A 19915-nucleotide genomic window follows, 5' to 3' on the forward strand; every position below is an offset into this window, starting at 1 on the left:
TCCGGTTTTTTTATCTCTAAATCACTTTGCTTGATATACGTCAAGCAAGATGGGTATGGCCTAATCCGAAAAAAGCGGTATAATCCCGCGATTTTTTTGCGGATGCCACCTCAGAGGAGAAAGAGAATGAAGATTGTGGAAGTGAAACACCCACTCGTTAAACACAAGTTGGGCCTGATGCGTGAGCATGACATCAGCACGAAGCGTTTTCGCGAACTGGCATCTGAAGTCGGCAGCCTGCTGACCTACGAAGCGACCTCTGACCTGGAAACGGAAAAAGTGACCATCGAAGGCTGGAATGGTCCGGTGCAGGTTGAGCAGATCAAAGGTAAGAAAATTACCGTTGTGCCAATCCTGCGTGCCGGTCTCGGCATGATGGAAGGCGTGCTGGAGCATGTGCCAAGCGCGCGTATCAGCGTGGTCGGGATCTACCGTAATGAAGAGACGCTGGAGCCGGTTCCTTACTTCCAGAAGCTGGTGTCTAACATCGACGAGCGTATGGCGCTGGTGGTTGACCCAATGCTGGCGACCGGCGGTTCAATGATCGCGACCATCGACCTGCTGAAAAAAGCGGGCTGCAGCAGCATCAAAGTGCTGGTGCTGGTTGCGGCGCCGGAAGGGATCGCGGCGCTGGAAAAAGCGCACCCGGACGTTGAGCTGTATACCGCCTCTATCGACCAGGGCCTTAACGAGCACGGGTACATCATCCCGGGGCTGGGCGATGCCGGCGATAAGATCTTTGGTACGAAATAATCGAATAACGATAAATAAGCCGACTTTGATAGTCGGCTTTTTTTTGAATAAAACACCAACAACAATACTACTCAGAGGAAAACACTATGACGCGCCGTGCTATCGGGGTGAGTGAAAGACCGCCGCTTTTACAGACTATCCCGCTTAGTTTGCAGCACCTGTTCGCCATGTTTGGCGCAACCGTGCTGGTGCCAATCCTGTTTCACATTAACCCGGCTACCGTGCTGCTGTTCAACGGCATTGGTACGCTGCTGTACCTCTTTATCTGTAAAGGCAAAATCCCGGCGTATCTGGGGTCGAGCTTCGCCTTTATCTCGCCGGTTTTACTGCTGCTGCCGTTGGGTTATGAAGTGGCGCTGGGCGGGTTTATTATGTGTGGCGTCCTGTTCTGCGTGGTGTCTTTTATCGTGAAGAAAGCCGGTACCGGCTGGCTGGACGTCATGTTCCCGCCTGCCGCGATGGGCGCCATCGTTGCGGTCATCGGTCTGGAGCTGGCGGGCGTGGCGGCGAATATGGCCGGTCTGCTGCCAGCTGACGGCCAGTCACCGGATTCCAAAACCATTATCATCTCGCTCGTAACGCTGGGCGTAACGGTGTTTGGCTCCGTGCTGTTCCGCGGCTTCATGGCGATTATCCCGATCCTGATCGGCGTGCTGGCGGGCTATGCGCTCTCCTTCGCAATGGGCGTGGTGGATACCACTCCAATCGCTCAGGCGCACTGGTTCGCTCTGCCAACCTTCTATACGCCACGCTTCGAATGGTTTGCTATCTTCACCATTTTGCCTGCGGCGCTGGTAGTGATTGCAGAACACGTCGGCCACCTGGTGGTGACGGCGAACATCGTCAAGCGCGATTTGATCCGCGATCCGGGTCTGCATCGTTCCATGTTTGCCAACGGCTTCTCGACCATTATCTCCGGTTTCTTCGGCTCCACGCCAAATACCACCTACGGTGAGAACATCGGCGTGATGGCCATTACCCGCGTCTACAGTACCTGGGTTATCGGCGGCGCGGCGATCATTGCCATTCTGCTCTCCTGCGTCGGTAAGCTGGCGGCCGCGATTCAGATCATTCCGGTGCCGGTAATGGGCGGTGTGTCTCTGCTGCTGTATGGCGTGATCGGTGCATCCGGTATTCGCGTGCTGATTGAATCTAAAGTGGATTACAGCAAAGCGCAGAACCTGATCCTGACCTCCGTTATCCTGATCATCGGCGTGAGCGGTGCGAAGGTGCACATTGGTGCGGCCGAGCTGAAAGGCATGGCGCTGGCGACTATTGTCGGTGTCGGCCTGAGCCTGATCTTCAAGCTGATCTCTGTGCTCCGCCCGGAAGAAGAGATACTGGACGCTGACGATAGCGAAAAATCGTCACATTGATCGTTTAACCGGGCGAAGGATCGCCCGGTTCTCTCCTTGCAGGTTCCGTGTTAAACTCCGTTCCGATTTTATGTAAGATCTGGTTGAGGTACTTCTGAACGGACCGGCACAGCTCTCTCTGCCACTCTATCTCCCTGACGACGAAACTTTTGCGAGTTTCTGGCCGGGTGATAACCCCTCTTTACTGGCTGCACTGCAAAACGTGCTGCGCCAGGATCACAGCGGATACATCTATATCTGGTCACGCGAAGGCGCGGGGCGCAGCCACCTGTTGCATGCCGCCTGTGCGGAGCTTTCCGCGCGGGGTGATGCGGTAGGCTATGTGCCGCTGGATAAACGTACCTGGTTTGTGCCTGACGTGCTGGAGGGAATGGAACATCTCTCGCTGGTCTGCATCGATAATATCGAATGCGTGGCGGGGGATGAGCCGTGGGAAATGGCGATCTTTAACCTCTATAACCGCATTCTGGAGTCGGGCAAAACCCGGCTGCTGATCACCGGCGATCGTCCGCCGCGCCAGCTTAACCTTGGGCTACCGGATCTGGCTTCCCGTCTGGACTGGGGCCAAATCTACAAGCTCCAGCCGCTGTCGGATGAAGACAAACTCCAGGCGTTACAGCTGCGCGCAAAGCAGCGTGGATTTGAGCTGCCGGAGGACGTGGGGCGTTTCCTGCTTAAGCGTCTGGACAGGGAAATGCGCACGCTGTTTGATACGCTCGATCAGCTCGATCGCGCTTCCATTACCGCCCAGCGCAAGCTGACCATTCCGTTTGTGAAAGATATTCTCAAGCTGTAGTTGTGCCGGGTGGCGGCTGCGCCTTACCCGGCCTACAGGAGCCTTCGGGTTTCGTAGGCCCGGTAAGCGTAGCGCCACCGGGCTAGAGATCTCCCATTAGATGCTTCACCAGCAGCGGAATCGGCCTCCCTGATGCCACGCTCCGTCCGTTTTCACGCCACAGCGCTGTACCGCTGATATCCAGATGCGCCCACGGAATGGTCGGCGGGCAGAAGTGATGCAGCAGCCACGCCGCCGAGGCGCTGATCGCCGCATTGTTGGTCGGCGTGTTGCACAGATCGGCAATCGCGCTGTCGGTCTGCTTTTTCAGCCGCGCGTCCAGCGGCAGGGACCACACTTCGTCGCCGCTCTGTTTACCCGCCTGCGTTAGCGTCTTACGCAGCGGTTCATCCTGGGTCATCAGCCCGCTCAGCTCATATCCCAGCGCTTTCACCACCGCACCGGTTAAGGTCGCCATATCAATGATATAGCGCGCCTGCGGATGCCGCTGGCTGGCCCAGGCAATCGCGTCTGCCAGTACCAGACGGCCTTCGGCATCGGTATTGTTGATTTCAACCGTAGTGCCGTTGCTGGCCCTCGCGACCGTGCCGGGCTGCATGGCGTCCGGACCAATCGCGTTTTCCGCCAGCGCCAGCACGCCCATGATGCGAACGGGAAGGCCAAGTTCTGTGACCGCGAGCATCAGGCCCAGCACGTTTGCCGCCCCGCACATGTCATATTTCATGGTGTACATGCCTGCGCCTTCCTTTAGCCACAGGCCTCCGGTATCAAAGGTAATACCTTTTCCTACATAGCAGCGCACCGGGCCGTCAGAAACACCATCATAGTGGATCGCCAGCAGCCGCGGCGGGCAGGAGGCGCCTTTGCCGACGGCATGAAGAAGCCCCATGCCTTGCTCAACAATATCTGTTTCGTTGAGCACCTCACACCGCAGGGCCGGGAAGGCGGCACACAGCTTTTGCGCCTCTTCGACCACAAACTGCGGCGTGCAGCGGTCAGAAGGGGTATCCGCCAGACGACGCGCGCTGACCATCCCCCTGGCGATAGCCTGCTGCTGGCGGAAGATAGCTTCCAGCTTGTCCTGCTGTTCCGGCAGGCAGAGCGCGGTAATCCGCTCAAGACGAACGTCGCTGGCGGTTTTCTTCAGCTGCAAATCGCTCAGCCTGTGCGCCTGGTTAAAGAGAAAACGCAGCACCTGTACCAGCACAACGTCATCGATATGAGTAATGTCTATAACTACATCCGGGCTGACGGGGGAGGCCAGCAGGGGGCGCAGCGCCGCAAGTAATCCTTCGGTCAGACTGTCCTGCCAGAGCGTATCGGGCAGCAAAGAGATGCGGGCAAAAGGCGCGCAGCCAAAGCGCGTGTCCGCGATGGCGTTCTGGTCGCGCATTTCAGCGATAAGCGCCGTATCCGGCAACAGGCAGCAGGAGGCGCGGGCGATTAAATGGCTTTTTGGCCTCGCGTCTGACAGCGTGGTGATAAATTGATACGTAATCATCATTGTTCCTCAATCGGCGCGCGGATCCGCGCAGCGTAGGCCTGCATCCATTCGTCATCCACGGCCTGATAGTGCGTCTTCTCCTGCCGGCGCTCGGTGCGAAATACGGTAAGCGGCTGGCGGGCGGTGGCGACCACAAACGAGAAGGTTTTGATGTTCGTCGCCGCGCCGAACTCGCCTTTGTTATTCATGCACACCACTGAGAGATCGCCCACGCGGCCAAAGCGCGACATCAGCTTGTCTTCCAGCTCGAACACGACCGAATCCGCCGCCTGCTGCGGCGTCATGCCCTGCGCCATCCGGCGGACGATTTCGTAGCTGGTACAGCCTTTCATCAGATCTTCCCCCACGCCCGTGGCGGTGGCGGCGCCGGTTTCGCTGTCGCAGTAAAAGCCGGAACCGATAATTGGCGAATCGCCGAGTCGGCCACGCTTTTTCATGAACAGGCCGCTGGTGGAGGTGGCGACGCTCATCGACCCCTGTTTGTCGAGGCCGATAATGCCGACGGTGTCGTGGCCGTCGTACGGGCTTAAGCCTTTATCCAGCGTCTCCCGGCAGCGCTTGCGGTAATGCTGCATGGCGCGGTCGGTGAGCATGGTTTTGTCCGCAAAGCCCTGGTTCAGCGCCCATTCGCGCGCGCCCTGGCCGACCAGCAGGCTGTTGTATCGCTGGCGGCTAAGCGCCTGCGCCACGCGTACCGGGTTGGCGATATCCACCAGATTGCCCACGGCACCAAACGCCAGCGTGTCGCCGTCCATGTAGGCGGCGTCCAGCTCAACCTCGCCATTTTCGGTGGGCAGTCCGCCATAGCCGACGGATTTATAAAATGGAAAGTCCTCGACGGCGGCCACGGCATCTACCACTGCCGCAGAGACCGGTTTTCCCGCAGCCAGCGCAGAGGCAGACTCCGTGACGCCTTCAAGCGCCATTCGCCAGGTGGCGATAATTCCCCACATGCTTTACTCCTGTTTTGCAAGTGTCGTGTCGGTTTGCGTCGCGGTAGCCACTTCCGCCGCGCGGTACTGCTTGTCCACAATGCGCATAAAAGGCAGATACAGCATGGCGCCAATCAGCAGATTGATAAGCTGCATCACGCTGCCGCTGAGATGCCCGGTGACGATAAAACCGCTGATCACCGGCGGCAGCGTCCAGGGAATAAAGACCCCGGTGGTCACGGCGACAGCGCCAATTTTCATGGCGGCATACTGCACGGTGACTAGCACCAGCGGGACAAGGTTGAAGGGGATAAGCATGATCGGGTTCATGATAACGGGCAGGCCGAACAGAATCGGTTCGTTGATGTTAAACACCGATGCCCCTGCGCCGAGTCGCGCGACTTCCCGCATGTTTTTGCTGCGGGCGAAAATCAGCATCGCAATGACTAGCGACAGCGTAGCGCCTGCGCCACCCATCCAGATCATGTCAAAAAACTGTTCCGTAATAATATGCGGCGGCGTCGTGCCTGCCTGAATGGCCGCGATATTATCGGTCTGGTTTTCCATCCACAGGGGACGAATAATGCCGTTAATCATCGAGCCGGAGTTAATGCCCACTGACCACAGAATGGTGATGCTGAACACCGTCATCAGTGCGCCAAAGTAAGAGGTGCCGTAGTGGCGCACCGGTGTGGCAACCACCTCATAAATAAACTGATGAATCGTGTTGTAGTGGGTGTTTTCAAAGACGATGCGGATAATCAGCACCAGAATCATGACCAGCAGTGCCGGGATCAGCGCCGCAAAAGACTCCTGCACCGCTGGCGGCACGCCGTCCGGCATTTTGATGACCAGATTCTTGCGCTTGAGCCAGCAGAACAGCTCCGTCCACAGCAGGGAACCAATCATCGCCACGAACAGCCCTTTACTGCCAATCCACTCTACCGGGATCACGGTGATCCCGCCGTTCTCCGCCACTTTGATAAACGGGGTCAGGATCAGAAACGCGACCAGCGCCAGAATGCCGCAGGAGATGCGGTCTTCGCCGTAGTGTTCGGCCAGGCGGAAAGCCACCAGGAAGCTGATAAACAGCGACATGGTCGAGAACACCGCGTTGAACGGAATTTCGATGATGGCGCTCCAGCTGGCACCAAAGGCCTGAGACATAAACTGCTGATAGGTTTGATTCGGGAACGACGAGATCACCAGCAGAATAGAACCGACGATGATGAAGGGCATGAACGACACGTAGGCGCCGCGAATGGCCCCGAGATGGCGCTGCTGTGCCGTTTTGGCCGCCAGCGGCATCAGCTTTGCTTCAAGAAATCCCAGAACATTGTTCATTGTGAACTCCGTACAAGATTGAGTGGTGCGGTTTATGTTATGTCTGTGGATTATCAGTGAAGCGTGGCGAGCGAAAGGTGAAATCGGTCACAAAGCAACCGCCTGTGCTATATAAATCTCATATGATTAGTTAACGGAATTGTTGCGATGGAAATTAAACTGCATGCCAATGCCACCACCACGCCACGCATTCGTCGCTATTTGCAGCAGTCCGCTAAAAGCGACAGAGAGCTGGCAACTGAGCTCGGGATCTCTGTCACGACCGTCAGGCGCTGGCGTAACCGCGAAAAGATTACCGATAACCAGACAACGCCAAAAGTGATACACAAAGCACTGAGACAAGAGCAGGTTGCGCTGGTGAATGCTTTGCGAGAAGCTACAGGCGCACCGCTGGACGAACTGCTGTTGATGGTCAATGACGGACTCGGGATCGCCGTCTCCCGCGCGACCCTGAACCGTTACCTTAAACCGGCTTCAGCAAAGCACAAGGGCGCGACTCTACAGGGGAAAAAGGCGCTGAAGGCGGGCATCGTGCCGCAAAAACTTCTGCTGCATTATCAGCCTCTGTCGCTGCATATGGACGATGGCGGGCAACAGCATCTGCTCTGGGCGCGTGAACCCGTGAGCGGCTGGTGCTACGCCCGGCTGTATGCGGGCATTTCTCCGCAACTGCTGACCCGCTGGGTGAACGACGTGCTGGAAGCCTGTCCGGCTGATATTCAATCTGTTGAGACTTTCGGTTTAGAGGTGAGCCAACTGGAATGTAACGCCGCTGTGAAAGTACGCCCACAGCAATACCGCGCCGTTCAGGTTGGTCTGCCGCTATGCGACATCATTCCGCGTCTGAACAGTGAGCCGGCAGGTGAGCTGTTGATTCAGCTATGCGAATTTTACAACCGGGGAAAGGCGCAGAAAAAGTTAGGAGAGAGGACGCCGCAGGCCTTTCTCGAAGCGCTGCGGCGTAACGATTAGAGAATTTCGAGCACGTCTTCCGGCGGGCGACCAATCCGTGCCTGGCCGTTGGCCACCACAATCGGTCGCTCAATCAGCTTTGGATTGTCAACCATCGCCTGGATCAGCTCAGCCTCGGTGAGGCGGCTGTCGTCCAGGTTAAGCGACTTATACAGATCTTCTTTCTGGCGCATCAGCTCTCTTGCACTGCCCATTCCCAGCATGTGCAGCAGCTGGCGGAGGGTTTGCGCGTCAGGTGGGGTGTCGAGATACAGCACCACCTCCGGCTCAACGCCGTTAGATTTCAGCAGGCTCAGGGTGTCGCGGCTCTTGGAGCAGCGAGGGTTGTGATAGATTTTTACGGCGTCTGTCATGACGTGAACTCTCCTTTATTACATCTTTTCGTAAGGCTTAAAGCGCTGCTGCAGGCCGCGCAGCTGATCGATACGCGCGTCGTAACGGGCCTGCTGGAGGCTGCCGAGTTTTACCTGCGCGCTGGCGCTGCTGAGCGTGGAAATCGCCTGATCGAGACGCCCCACCAGGGCAAAGCCTTCGGCACGGGCCGCCAGCTCCTGATCGCGGTTGCCAAGCTGAGCTTCCGCCTGTGCGAGCAGATCCCAGCCGTTTTGATCGTCTTTATTATTAAAGGTGTAGCGGTTCAGAATGGTCGCTGCTTCCCCGGGCTGGCCGCCCTGTAAGTAAGCGTTCGCCAGGTTAAGCTGCAGCACCGGGTTGGTACGGACGTCTTTCGCCCCTTTCAGGCGGTTGATCGCATCGGCAGGTTTCTTCTGCCCCAGATCGATATCCGTTGATAGATCGAGATACCACGGGTTATTCGGGTCGGCAGCCAGAAGCGGTTGCAGGGCTTTACGCGCCTCGTCGTATTTACTGGCTTCCATCGCCTGTAGCGCCTGACCATACTGTGCGGCGTTCTTCTCACGCACGTTGCCTTTTCCCAGGGCATCCAGCAGGTCACTGGTGAGCTGGTTACGCCCGGAATTGTACATCCCCAGCGTTCTCACTTTCGCCATGTAGAAATCCTGCGAAGACTGGACCACGACCGGACGCATCTGGTTGGCACGGTTGCGCGCATCCGACAGACGGCTTTCCGGTAACGGGTGCGTGAGCAGAATTTCCGGTGGGCGGGAAGAATAACGTGCCTGATCGAGCAGTTTTTCCAGGAAGCTCGGCATGGCCTGCGGGTCGAAGCCCGAGCGCTGCAGGACCTGGATGCCGATGCGGTCCGCTTCCTGCTCGTTTTGCTGGGTAAAGCTGATCATCCCCTGACGCGTACCGGCCAGCGTACCGGTTAAGGCGGCCATCCCGGCCTGCGGGCTGGCCATCGCCAGCAGAATAGAGCCCAGCGCGCCCACCCAGGTGAGCGGGGCGTTACGCTTCTGGTCTTCCATCGCACGCGCCAGGTGGCGCTGCGTGACGTGCGAAATTTCGTGCGCCATCACCGAGGCCAGCTGGCTTTCGTTGTCTGAGTAACGGAATAACGCCGAATGCAGTACCACGTTACCGCCAAAGAAGGCGAAGGCGTTGATTTCGTCATTATTAATTAAATAGAAATGGAAAGGCGTTTTTACCGAGTCGGCGTGCGCCACCAGACGCATCCCAAGCCCGTTTATGTACTGTACCAACAAAGGGTCGTTAATCAGCGGGGCGCTGCCGCGCAGCTGGCGAACATAGTAATCGCCCATTTGCATCTCTTGCCCAATAGAGAGCGTGCTTCCTGCTGTGGTGCCCATGTCCGGCAATGAATCGGACGAGTCAGCAAAAGCGGGTAACACCTGACCGACCGTAACTGCGGCAATCAGTGTTGCAACCAGTGTTTTTCTCAACTGCCTGAACATAACCACTGTCCTGTATGTTGGATGTGCTAATTTGACCAATGAACCGGCATATCGTTCATCTCTGCTGCCCTGCGAGTGTAGCCGTGTTACCGCATGAAGAAAATCCCATTCATCAGGCTTTTGCGGATTGTGTCGGCGATACAAAAAGCGAAAGTCTTTTTTGTGACAGTTAGATACAATTCACCGTCTCACTCCCGCCATTCGATTCAGGGAAGGGTTGTATGCTCGAAATGTTAATGCAGTGGTACCGGCGTCGGTTCAGCGACCCGGAAGCCATTGCTTTGTTGGTTATTCTGGTCGCCGGTTTCGGTATTCTGTTCTTCTTCAGCGGTCTGCTTGCGCCGCTGCTGGTGGCGATTGTGCTGGCGTATCTGCTGGAGTGGCCAACGGCGCGCCTGGAACATATCGGCTGTTCCCGCCGCTGGGCAACCAGCATCGTACTGGTGCTGTTTGTCGGCATCCTGCTGTTGATGGCCTTTGTGGTGATGCCCGTCGCCTGGCAGCAGGGGATCTACCTGATCCGCGATATGCCCGGCATGTTGAATAAACTCTCTGATTTTGCCGCCACGCTGCCGCGCCGTTACCCCGCGTTAATGGACGCCGGGATCATCGACGCGATGGCGGAAAATATGCGCGCCCGCATCATGACGATGGGCGACTCGGTGGTGAAATACTCTCTGGCCTCGCTGGTGGGGTTGCTCACCCTGGCGGTCTACCTTGTGCTTGTGCCGCTGATGGTCTTCTTCCTGGTGAAAGACAAAGACCAGATGCTCAACGCCGTGCGGCGTATTTTACCGCGCAACCGCGGGCTGGCGGGGCAGGTCTGGGAAGAGATGAACCAGCAGATCACCAATTACATTCGCGGCAAGGTGCTGGAGATGATTGTCGTGGGGGTAGCCACCTGGATTGGCTTCCTGATTTTCGGCCTGAACTACTCGCTGCTGCTGGCGGTGCTGGTGGGGCTATCGGTCCTGATTCCGTACATCGGCGCGTTTGTGGTGACCATTCCGGTTGTTGGGGTCGCGCTGTTCCAGTTCGGGCTGGGGACGGAGTTCTGGAGCTGCTTCGCGGTGTACCTGATTATTCAGGGGCTGGACGGTAACCTGCTGGTTCCGGTGCTGTTCTCAGAAGCGGTGAACCTGCATCCGCTGGTGATTATCTTGTCCGTGGTGATTTTCGGCGGGCTGTGGGGGTTCTGGGGCGTGTTCTTTGCGATCCCGCTGGCAACGCTGATTAAAGCCGTGGTCCACGCGTGGCCGGATGTGCCGGCAGTGGAAGAGAAGTAGGTTTGTCGGGGTGGCGCTGCGCTTACCCGACCTACACTCGGAATGTAGGCTGGGTAAGCGCAGCGCCACCCGGCACAACAAGTATCAGACGTTCTCTTTCAGCCAGTTCAACACCACGTCGTGGTGGTTGCTGGTTTTGAAGTCGTCAAACACGTGTTCAATTTTACCGTCAGCATCAATCAGGAAGCTGATGCGGTGAATACCGTCGTAGGTTTTACCCATAAACGTCTTCTCGCCCCAGATGCCGAACTGCTCGCACACCTGATGATCTTCATCAGAAAGCAGCGTGAAGTTCAGCAGCTCTTTTTCAGCAAATCGTGACAGCTTTTCCGGTTTATCCGTGCTGATACCCAGCACTTCCACGCCGACTTTCTTCAACTCGTCCATGTTGTCGCGTAAGCCGCAGGCCTGTACGGTGCAGCCGGGGGTCATGGCTTTCGGGTAGAAATAGACCAGAACACGCTGTCCCTGGAAGTCGGTCAAATTTACTTGCTCGCCGTCTTGATCCGGTAAGCTAAATTTCGGTGCGATGTCACCGGCTTTCAGTGGATTCATTACTCAACTCCATCCTGTTCGTGCTGCGAATAATTGACGACGCTTATACTGCCCTGCGCGTTTAATTCTGTACAGAGGGCTTTGAACGCTTGCTCGATATTTGACGCATCCTGTGAGGCAGGGCTGTGCGCGGTAATTTGAATAAAGAGCGTAGGAACCGTGCTCTCGTCACCCGGCTGTGTGCGGGAAACAAGCTCAGCGATGTTCATCTGATGGCTGTCAAACAGCGCGGTAAAGCGCTCAATCAGATGGGGGGAGTCAGGGACTTCAACCTGCACCCAGACGGTCGCGGGCATGGCCGGACGCGGGCGCGCGGTAGTACGTTTCATCACGATCAGCAAATCCAGCTCCGCGCCCTTCAGCGGCAGGGTCGATTCGATGAGCGTAATGGCATTCCATGTTCCGGACAGCAGCATAATAAACGTGAACTCGTCGCCCAGCATTGCCAGACGGCTGTCTTCGATATTACAGCCGCAGCTGCTCACGTGACGGGTGATGGTGTTCACGATACCCGGCCTGTCGGCACCCAGCGCAGTGATAACCAGGTAATGTTGTGATGAGGTTGTCAAACCTGTTCTTCCTTTGCATGGTTAAGTCTTCCTAAGGAAAGCATAAAAAAAACATGCATACAACCGCCTGAGGGCCTCAGGTCGCTTGCTTTTATTACAGTTCCAAACGTACCATTGAGGCTCTTGTTCGCACAGAGGATGGCTCATGTTCACGGGAAGTATTGTCGCGCTTGTAACACCGATGGATGAAAAAGGTAATGTCTGCCGGTCAAGCATGAAGAAGCTGATTGATTACCATGTCGCCAATGGAACCTCGGCGATCGTTTCGGTAGGGACTACCGGTGAATCTGCAACGCTGAGCCACGAAGAGCACGGCGATGTGGTTATGCTGACCCTGGAACTGGCTGACGGACGTATTCCGGTTATCGCGGGGACAGGGGCTAATGCAACCGCAGAAGCTATCAGTCTGACCAAACGTTTTAACGACAGCGGCATCGTAGGCTGTCTGACGGTGACCCCTTATTACAACCGTCCTACCCAGGAAGGTTTGTTCCAGCACTTCAAAGCCATCGCTGAACATACTGACTTGCCACAAATTCTGTATAATGTGCCGTCCCGTACCGGTTGCGATATGCTGCCGGAAACCGTTGGTCGTCTCTCGGAAGTAAAAAATATTATCGCTATTAAAGAGGCGACAGGGAACTTAAGCCGCGTTCATCAGCTCAAAGAGCTGGTTTCAGATGACTTTATCCTGTTGAGTGGTGATGATGCGACCGCGCTGGACTTTATGCAGCTCGGTGGTCATGGCGTGATCTCCGTAACGGCAAACGTTGCGGCGCGCGATATGGCTGAAATGTGCAAGCTGGCCGCAGCCGGTCACTTTGATGAAGCGCGTGTCATTAATCAGCGTCTGATGCCGCTGCACAATAAATTATTTGTCGAACCCAATCCGATCCCAGTGAAATGGGCGTGTAAGGAGTTGGGGCTTGTAGCAACCGATACGCTGCGTCTGCCAATGACACCGATTACCGACCACGGTCGTGACATCGTCAAGGCAGCGCTGAAGCATGCCGGTTTGCTGTAAAGTTTAGGGAGATTTGATGGCTTATTCAGTACAGAAGTCGCGCCTGGCGAAGGTTGCGAGTGTTTCGCTTGTTATGCTGCTCGCTGCCTGTAGTTCAGACTCGCGCTACAAGCGCCAGGTGAGCGGTGATGAATCCTATCTGGATGCGACCCCGCTTGCTGAACTTCACGCACCGGCTGGTATGATCCTGCCGATTCAGAACGGCGATTATAATATTCCCGTGACCAACGGCAGCGGCCTGGTTGGTAAAGCGCTTGATATTCGTCCGCCAGCACAGCCTTTGGCGCTGGTGAGCGGGGCGCGTACCCAGTTCACCGGTGATACGGCGTCTCTGATGGTTGAGAGCGCGCGCGGTAGCACCCTGTGGCCGCAGGTTGTCAGCGTTATTCAGTCGAAGAACTACACCATCGATAAACGCGATGACGCCAGCCAGACGTTAACCACCGACTGGATCGAATGGAACCGTCTGGATGAAGATCAGCAGTACCGCGGTCGCTATCAAGTCTCCGTAAAACCACAGGGTTATCAGCAGGCGGTTAACGTTAAGCTGTTGAACCTGGAGCAGGCGGGTAAACCGGTTGCGGATGCCGCGTCCCTGCAGCGTTACAGCACCGAAATGCTGAACGTGATTGCCGCGGGCCTGGATAAGACCGCTACCGATGCCGCCAATGCCGCGCAGAGCCGCAACGGTGCGACCTTCGATGTGCAAAGCGGTGCGGATGATACCGGCCTGCCAATGCTGGTGGTTCGTGCACCGTTTAACCAGACCTGGCAGCGTCTGCCAGCGACGCTTGAAAAAGTGGGCATGAAAGTGACCGACAGCACGCGTTCGACCGGCAGCATGACGGCAACGTATAAGCCGCTCTCCGACAGCGCGTGGCAGGAACTGGGTGCGAAAGATCCTCAGCTTGCCTCCGGTGACTACAAGATTCAGGTTGGCGACCTTGATAACCGCAGCAGTCTGCAGTTTATCGATCCAAAAGGTCACACGCTGACCCAGTCGCAGAACGATGCGCTGGTCGCTGTCTTCCAGGCGGCATTCAGCAAATAAATACGAGGGCTGGTTAATCCAGCCCTTTTTATTTTAGTGCCACGCAAACGTGTGCGTGGCATAATATCCCCAGTTTTGAACACAAATCATCACACCAGGAGTAATGAAGATGCAGAAGCAAGCTGAGTTGTATCGTGGCAAAGCGAAGACCGTATACAGCACGGAAAACCCGGATCTGTTGGTGCTCGAGTTCCGCAATGATACGTCAGCAGGGGATGGCGCACGCATTGAGCAGTTCGATCGTAAGGGCATGGTGAACAACAAGTTCAACCATTTCATTATGACCAAACTGGCCGAAGCGGGTATCCCGACTCAGATGGAAGCGTTGCTGTCCGATACGGAATGTCTGGTGAAAAAACTGGATATGGTTCCGGTTGAGTGCGTTATTCGTAACCGTGCAGCGGGCTCCCTGGTGAAGCGTCTGGGCATTGAAGAAGGTATCGAACTGAATCCACCTCTGTTCGATCTGTTCCTGAAAAACGATGCTATGCACGATCCTATGGTTAATGATTCCTACTGCGAAACCTTCGGCTGGGTGAATAAGGAGAACCTGGCGCGCATGAAAGAGTTGACCTACAAAGCCAACGACGTGCTGAAAAAATTGTTTGATGACGCGGGCCTGATCCTCGTCGACTTCAAGCTGGAGTTTGGTCTGTTCAAAGGCGAAGTGGTGCTGGGCGATGAGTTCTCACCAGACGGTAGCCGCCTGTGGGATAAAGAAACCCTGGATAAAATGGACAAAGACCGCTTCCGTCAGAGCCTGGGTGGCCTGATTGAAGCGTACGAAGCGGTTGCTCACCGTTTAGGCGTTAAGCTCGACTAACTCCCTCACTTGCCAAAGGATGTTTACATCCTTTGGCGTCTTACCTTTGTTTCCTATGGTAATCTTGCCGTTAACCGCCTACGATCATAGCTATTATAAATGGAATAGTTCGAGGTGGTTATGCGCTGGCAAGGGCGTCGTGAAAGTGACAATGTAGAAGACAGACGCAGTGATGGTGGCGGCGGTCCTTCAATGGGCGGGCCCGGCTTCCGGTTACCCAGCGGCAAGGGCGGGATAATCCTGCTGATTGTGGTGCTGGTCGCGGGGTATTACGGCGTCGATCTCACCGGTTTAATGACCGGGCAGCCGCTGCAACAGCAGCAGCAATCTCAGCGCTCCATCAGTCCGAATGAAGATGAAGCGGCCAAATTTACCTCCGTTATTCTCGCCACAACAGAAGACACCTGGAGTCAGCTGTTCGAGAAGATGGGGCGTACCTACCAGCAGCCGAAGCTGGTGATGTATCGTGGTGCAACCCGCACCGGATGCGGTACCGGGCAATCTGTGATGGGGCCGTTCTACTGCCCGGCAGACGGCACGGTCTATATCGATCTCTCGTTTTACGATGACATGAAACGCAAGCTTGGCGCTGACGGTGATTTTGCTCAGGGCTACGTGATCGCGCATGAAGTCGGCCATCACGTGCAAAAGCTGTTGGGGATTGAGCCAAAAGTACGCCAGCTTCAGCAAAATGCGTCTCAGGCTGAAGTGAACCGCCTTTCTGTCAAAATGGAACTGCAGGCGGACTGCTTCGCGGGCGTCTGGGGCCACAGCATGAAGCAGCAGGGCGTTCTGGAATCCGGTGACCTTGAAGAGGCGTTAAATGCCGCTCAGGCTATCGGTGACGACCGTCTTCAGCAGCAGAGCCAGGGGCGCGTAGTGCCGGACAGCTTCACTCACGGTACCTCGCAACAGCGCTATAGCTGGTTCAAACGTGGTTTCGACAGCGGCGATCCGGCGCAGTGCAATACCTTCGGTAAAGCGATGTAATGCTGCTGTTTGAACAGCTAATAAGCGAGCTTGAGCGCACCGGCCATCGCCGGCTGGTGGTGCTCAGCGGTGACGCGCAGTGGACGTTAACCCAGGCGGTCGCCCTGCGTGACGCCCTACCCGGAGACTGGGTTTGGCTGGATGAACGCCCTTCACAAGCCATCAGCGGCCTGCTGGGACGCGAGTTCCGGCATGCCGTTTTTAACGCCAGTACCGGGTTTGATGTCGCCGCGTTTGCCGCCCTGAGCGGAACGCTGAGCGCCGGAAGCCTTCTGGTGCTGCGGGTGCCGCCGCTCGACGCGTGGGCTGAACTTCCTGACAGTGATTCACTACGCTGGAGCGATAGCGCCGAAGCGATAGCCACGCCGCATTTTGTCCACCATTTCTGCCAGACCATTACCGCCGATCCCGATGCGATCGTCTGGCTTCAGGGTAGCGATTTATCCCTTCCGCCTTTACCCGACACACCCGACTGGCAGCCTGCCAGCGGCGCACCGCAGCGAGAGCAGGCGGAGATCCTGGATGTGCTTCAGGGGATGCAGGGTGGCATCGTGGCCGTTACCGCCGCGCGCGGGCGCGGAAAGTCAGCCCTGGCGGGAATGTTGCTGAACCGCATTGCGGGCAGCGCCGTGGTCACCGCCCCGGCGAAGGGGGCAACGGATATTATCGCCCGCTTTGCCGGAGAGCATTTTTATTTTATGGCTCCGGACGCGCTGCTTGCCTCTTCACGCCAGGCTGACTGGCTGATTGTTGATGAAGCTGCCGCGATCCCCGGCCCGCTGCTGGAAAAGCTGGTGCGTCGTTTCCCTCGCGTGCTGTTGACCACCACGGTGCAGGGTTATGAAGGGACGGGCCGGGGATTCTTGCTTAAGTTCTGCGGTCGGTTTGCCGGGCTACAGCGTTACAGCCTATCAGCGCCGGTACGCTGGGCTTCGGGCTGCCCGCTTGAGCGGGTCGTCGCCAGCGCGCTGCTGTTTGACGATACGCTGCTTGACCGCCGCCCGGAAGGGGAGGTGCATTTAACTTCTCTGACGTCTGCTACATGGGAAAGCCGTCCGACGCTGGCAGCGAGCATATACGAGCTACTCTGCGCCGCGCATTATCGTACCTCGCCGCTCGATTTACGCCGCATGATGGACGCGCCCGGGCAGCAGTTTGCTGTCGCAGAAGCGAACCCGGTCATCGCCGGGGCGCTCTGGCTGGTGGAGGAGGGCGGGCTATCCCCTGAGCTTAGCCGCGCCGTGTGGGCGGGGTTCCGGCGTCCTCGCGGGAACCTGGTGGCGCAGTCTCTGGCGGCGCACGGCGGCTGCCCGCTGGCGGCAACGCTCAGGGGCCGACGGGTGACCCGCATTGCCGTGCACCCTCATCGTCAGCGGGAAGGGATTGGTCAGGCGCTTATCCGCAGCGCCAGCGGAGAAGATTATCTGTCGGTGAGCTTTGGCTATACCGATGAGCTTTGGCGCTTCTGGCAGCAGTGCGGGTTTGTGCTGGTGCGGATGGGGAGCCATCGTGAAGCCAGCAGCGGCTGTTACACCGCGATGGCGCTACTGGCGCAGAGTGAGGCCGGGCGCCTGCTGTGTGAGCAGGCACAGCAGCGTCTGAAGCGCGATGCGCGGGTGTTATCGGCCTGGAACGGTGAAAAGATCCCGGTGGAAGATGAATGGGAAGCTACCCTTAATCATGACGACTGGCTGGAGCTGGCAGGGTTTGCCTTCGCCCACCGGGCGTTTTCAACCTCGGTTGCCGCACTGACGCGGCTGTTGTTAACCGTGGACATGCCGCTTCCGGCCCTGCGTGGGAAAATGGAAGGAAAAGCGGAAGAAGTCGGGCGAAAAGCGTTGCTGGCAAAGTTGCGGAGTGAAACCGCGCAAGCGATTGAAAGTCTTGATTATCCGCGCTGCCAGCAGTTGAAAGAAGACATTTTGCAATGGCAATTTTTTCAATGACTTCTTCAGTAAAGTGGCATGGTCATTCCCGCTGCGAGGCGTAGAATCCAGGTCATCTATTAAGGAGACCGCCATGAAACACGACCATTTTGTTGTTCAAAGCCCTGACAAACCGGCTAAACAGTTACTGCTTCTGTTTCATGGCGTTGGCGATAACGCCGTCAATATGGGTCAGATTGGCAGCTGGTTTGCGCCTGTATTTCCGGAGGCCTTGATTGTCAGCATCGGTGGCGTAGAGCCATGTGGTCCAAACGGTCGGCAGTGGTTTTCTGTTCAGGGTGTAACCGAGGAGAACCGTCAGGCGCGCATTGATGCCATTATGCCCACGTTTATCGACATTGTTCGCTACTGGCAGCAGCAGAGCGGCGTCGGTGCCGACGCAACCGCGCTGATTGGCTTCTCGCAGGGGTCAATCATGTCCCTGGAAAGCGTAAAAGCGCAGCCAGGTCTGGTTTCGCGAGTGATCGCGTTTAACGGTCGTTTTGCGACGCTACCGACCAGCGCGTCCACGCAGACGACGATCCACCTGATCCACGGTGGTGAAGACCGGGTGATTGAGCTTTCGCATGCGGTTGCCGCGCAGGAAGCGCTGATTCGCGAAGGTGGAGATGTGACGCTGGATATCGTTGACGAGCTGGGCCACGCGATTGACGACCGTAGCATGCAGTTTGCGCTCGATCGTTTGCGCTATACCGTACCGAAGCACTACTTTGATGAAGCGCTCAGCGGCGGCAAGCCGGATAACGATCATATTGTTGAGTTTATGTGAGGTTGCCCCCTCTCCCTGGGAGAGGGGAAACAGATCGATTACTTCTTCTGATCCTTCTTCGGCCAGTCGTCGTCATCGTCCCACTTATCGTTAAAATCACGATGCGGGGGAAGATCCGGTTTGTTGGCGAGAAATTTTTTATGGTCAACGCGCTTAAGATCTTTAATCACGTTAAGCAATACGCCGACCAGAAAAACCAACACCAGAATCCACCAGTACTTTGAAAGCCAGTCCATTCGCTATTCCTCTCAGAGCGTTCGTCAGGCGACGAGTTGCTCCATAATACGTTGATACATACGGGCCAGCAGTTGCAAATCTGCCGCATTGACACACTCATTTATTTTATGAATGGTTGCGTTCACTGGACCCAGTTCGACAACCTGGGCACCCATGCGGGCGATAAAGCGTCCGTCTGAGGTGCCACCCGTCGTCAGCAGCTGTGGCTTAATTTCATTATAGTGCTCGATGGCGTTCACCACCGCATCCACCAGTTTGCCACGCTGCGTCAGGAACGGCTGGCCGGAAAGCCACCAGTCGACGGTGTAGCGCAGGTTATATTTTTCCAGCAGGGCGACAACGCGCGCCTTGATCATCTCATCGGTCAGTTCAGTGCTGAAACGGAAGTTGAACTGGACGAAGTAATCTCCCGGGATCACGTTATTGCTGCCGGTCCCGGCCTTGACGTTTGCAATCTGCATGCTGGTCGGCGGGAAGAACTCGTTGCCTTTATCCCACTCAATTGCCACTAATTCGCTCAGCATCGGCGCCGCGCGATGGACCGGGTTATCGGCCAGATGCGGATAAGCAACGTGTCCCTGAACGCCATGAATGGTCAGGTTACAGGTCAGCGAGCCGCGGCGCCCGTTTTTGACGACATCACCCACCACTTCGGTACTGGACGGCTCACCGACCAGGCAGTAGTCGAGACGATCGTTACGCGCCATCAGCGCTTCAACGACCTTCACGGTACCGTTATGGGCGCTGGCTTCTTCGTCGGAGGTGATTAAAAACGCGAGACGGTTTTTGTGGTTCGGATGCTGAGCAACAAAGCGCTCTGCTGCCACGACCATCGCCGCCAGAGAGCCTTTCATGTCTGCCGCACCGCGGCCAAACAGCATGCCATCGCGGATGGTCGGTTCAAACGGTGGGTTAATCCAGCGATCCGCGTCACCCGCGGGAACGACGTCAGTATGCCCGGCAAAGGCCAGCGTTTCACCCTGGCCGCGCCACGCCCAGAAGTTCTGGGTATCGCCAAAATCCATGCGTTCAACGGTAAAACCGATGGCACGCAGGCGTTCAATCATTAATGCCTGACAACCTGCGTCGTCCGGGCTAAGGGAAGGACGGCGAATAAGCTGCTGAGTCAGCTCAATGACCGGGCATGACATAG

Annotated in this window: 20 protein-coding genes; 11 read left to right on the top strand and 9 right to left on the bottom strand. The window is 56.7% G+C overall.

The window, feature by feature from the left end:
* Positions 1–126 precede the first annotated feature (126 nt).
* From upp to PYW49_RS13275, 3 genes are all read left to right on the top strand, one after another.
* Positions 127–753, top strand: a complete 627-nt coding sequence (upp, locus tag PYW49_RS13265; protein WP_008501641.1) for a uracil phosphoribosyltransferase — start codon at positions 127–129, stop codon at positions 751–753.
* Positions 754–839: 86 nt separating this feature from the next.
* On the top strand, positions 840–2129 hold the full coding sequence (gene uraA, locus PYW49_RS13270; RefSeq protein WP_320386674.1) for a uracil permease: 1290 nt from the start codon (positions 840–842) through the stop codon (positions 2127–2129).
* Positions 2130–2223: 94 nt separating this feature from the next.
* Entirely contained in the window at positions 2224–2925 is a 702-nt protein-coding gene (locus tag PYW49_RS13275; protein ID WP_216821201.1) for a DnaA inactivator Hda, read from the top strand.
* An 82-nt stretch (positions 2926–3007) separates the two neighbouring features.
* Here the strand turns inward: PYW49_RS13275 and PYW49_RS13280 are convergent, their stop codons facing one another.
* From PYW49_RS13280 to celB, 3 genes are read right to left on the bottom strand one after another with little or no spacing between them, the layout of a single operon-like run.
* Positions 3008–4426: a leucyl aminopeptidase family protein gene (locus PYW49_RS13280; RefSeq protein ID WP_320386675.1), complete on the bottom strand. Its 1419-nt coding sequence runs from the start codon at positions 4424–4426 to the stop codon at positions 3008–3010.
* Entirely contained in the window at positions 4426–5382 is a 957-nt protein-coding gene (locus PYW49_RS13285; RefSeq protein WP_320386676.1) for a N(4)-(beta-N-acetylglucosaminyl)-L-asparaginase, read from the bottom strand. The genes PYW49_RS13280 and PYW49_RS13285 overlap by 1 nt, the downstream gene beginning before the upstream one ends.
* Before the next feature lie 3 nt (positions 5383–5385).
* Positions 5386–6705, bottom strand: coding sequence for a PTS cellobiose transporter subunit IIC (gene celB / locus PYW49_RS13290; protein ID WP_320386677.1), 1320 nt, complete (start codon positions 6703–6705; stop codon positions 5386–5388).
* 147 nt (positions 6706–6852) lie between these two features.
* Between celB and PYW49_RS13295 the strand changes: the two genes are divergently transcribed.
* On the top strand, positions 6853–7677 hold the full coding sequence (locus PYW49_RS13295) for an XRE family transcriptional regulator (protein WP_320386679.1): 825 nt from the start codon (positions 6853–6855) through the stop codon (positions 7675–7677).
* On the opposite strand, the gene arsC is transcribed toward PYW49_RS13295, so the two are convergent.
* A complete protein-coding gene (gene arsC, locus PYW49_RS13300) occupies positions 7674–8030 on the bottom strand; it encodes an arsenate reductase (glutaredoxin) (RefSeq protein WP_134347672.1) in 357 nt (118 codons plus the stop codon). The genes PYW49_RS13295 and arsC overlap by 4 nt on opposite strands.
* A gap of 18 nt (positions 8031–8048) precedes the next feature.
* Entirely contained in the window at positions 8049–9512 is a 1464-nt protein-coding gene (bepA, locus tag PYW49_RS13305; RefSeq protein ID WP_134347673.1) for a beta-barrel assembly-enhancing protease, read from the bottom strand.
* A 221-nt stretch (positions 9513–9733) separates the two neighbouring features.
* Here bepA and PYW49_RS13310 point away from each other — a divergent pair, with 221 nt between their 5' ends.
* Positions 9734–10798, top strand: a complete 1065-nt coding sequence (locus tag PYW49_RS13310; RefSeq protein WP_024907566.1) for an AI-2E family transporter — start codon at positions 9734–9736, stop codon at positions 10796–10798.
* Positions 10799–10882: 84 nt separating this feature from the next.
* Here the strand turns inward: PYW49_RS13310 and bcp are convergent, their stop codons facing one another.
* Together bcp and PYW49_RS13320 are read right to left on the bottom strand one after the other, a co-directional pair.
* Positions 10883–11353: a thioredoxin-dependent thiol peroxidase gene (gene bcp / locus PYW49_RS13315; protein ID WP_134347674.1), complete on the bottom strand. Its 471-nt coding sequence runs from the start codon at positions 11351–11353 to the stop codon at positions 10883–10885.
* Positions 11353–11922: a glycine cleavage system transcriptional repressor gene (locus PYW49_RS13320; protein WP_320386680.1), complete on the bottom strand. Its 570-nt coding sequence runs from the start codon at positions 11920–11922 to the stop codon at positions 11353–11355. Before PYW49_RS13320 ends, bcp begins: the two co-directional genes overlap by 1 nt.
* Positions 11923–12067: 145 nt before the next feature.
* Between PYW49_RS13320 and dapA the strand changes: the two genes are divergently transcribed.
* From dapA to ypfH, 6 genes are all read left to right on the top strand, one after another.
* Complete coding sequence (gene dapA, locus PYW49_RS13325; RefSeq protein WP_320386681.1) at positions 12068–12946, top strand: 4-hydroxy-tetrahydrodipicolinate synthase; 879 nt, start codon at positions 12068–12070, stop codon at positions 12944–12946.
* A gap of 16 nt (positions 12947–12962) precedes the next feature.
* On the top strand, positions 12963–13997 hold the full coding sequence (gene bamC / locus PYW49_RS13330; RefSeq protein ID WP_033146169.1) for an outer membrane protein assembly factor BamC: 1035 nt from the start codon (positions 12963–12965) through the stop codon (positions 13995–13997).
* A gap of 109 nt (positions 13998–14106) precedes the next feature.
* Entirely contained in the window at positions 14107–14820 is a 714-nt protein-coding gene (gene purC, locus PYW49_RS13335) for a phosphoribosylaminoimidazolesuccinocarboxamide synthase (protein WP_008501631.1), read from the top strand.
* A gap of 120 nt (positions 14821–14940) precedes the next feature.
* Positions 14941–15810, top strand: a complete 870-nt coding sequence (gene ypfJ, locus PYW49_RS13340; RefSeq protein ID WP_134347678.1) for a KPN_02809 family neutral zinc metallopeptidase — start codon at positions 14941–14943, stop codon at positions 15808–15810.
* Positions 15810–17756: a tRNA(Met) cytidine acetyltransferase TmcA gene (locus PYW49_RS13345; protein WP_320386682.1), complete on the top strand. Its 1947-nt coding sequence runs from the start codon at positions 15810–15812 to the stop codon at positions 17754–17756. The genes ypfJ and PYW49_RS13345 overlap by 1 nt, the downstream gene beginning before the upstream one ends.
* A gap of 73 nt (positions 17757–17829) precedes the next feature.
* Positions 17830–18525: an esterase gene (gene ypfH / locus PYW49_RS13350; protein ID WP_320386683.1), complete on the top strand. Its 696-nt coding sequence runs from the start codon at positions 17830–17832 to the stop codon at positions 18523–18525.
* A 38-nt stretch (positions 18526–18563) separates the two neighbouring features.
* Here ypfH and PYW49_RS13355 read toward each other — a convergent pair whose 3' ends face one another.
* Positions 18564–18761 (bottom strand): YpfN family protein, encoded by a 198-nt coding sequence (locus tag PYW49_RS13355; protein WP_014171111.1) that lies wholly within the window; start codon positions 18759–18761, stop codon positions 18564–18566.
* A 24-nt stretch (positions 18762–18785) separates the two neighbouring features.
* Positions 18786–19913: a succinyl-diaminopimelate desuccinylase gene (gene dapE / locus PYW49_RS13360; RefSeq protein WP_134347680.1), complete on the bottom strand. Its 1128-nt coding sequence runs from the start codon at positions 19911–19913 to the stop codon at positions 18786–18788.
* Between the last annotated feature and the right edge of the window lie 2 nt (positions 19914–19915).

The organism is Enterobacter chinensis, assembly GCF_034008295.1.
Taxonomy (GTDB): Bacteria; Pseudomonadota; Gammaproteobacteria; order Enterobacterales; family Enterobacteriaceae; genus Enterobacter; species Enterobacter chinensis.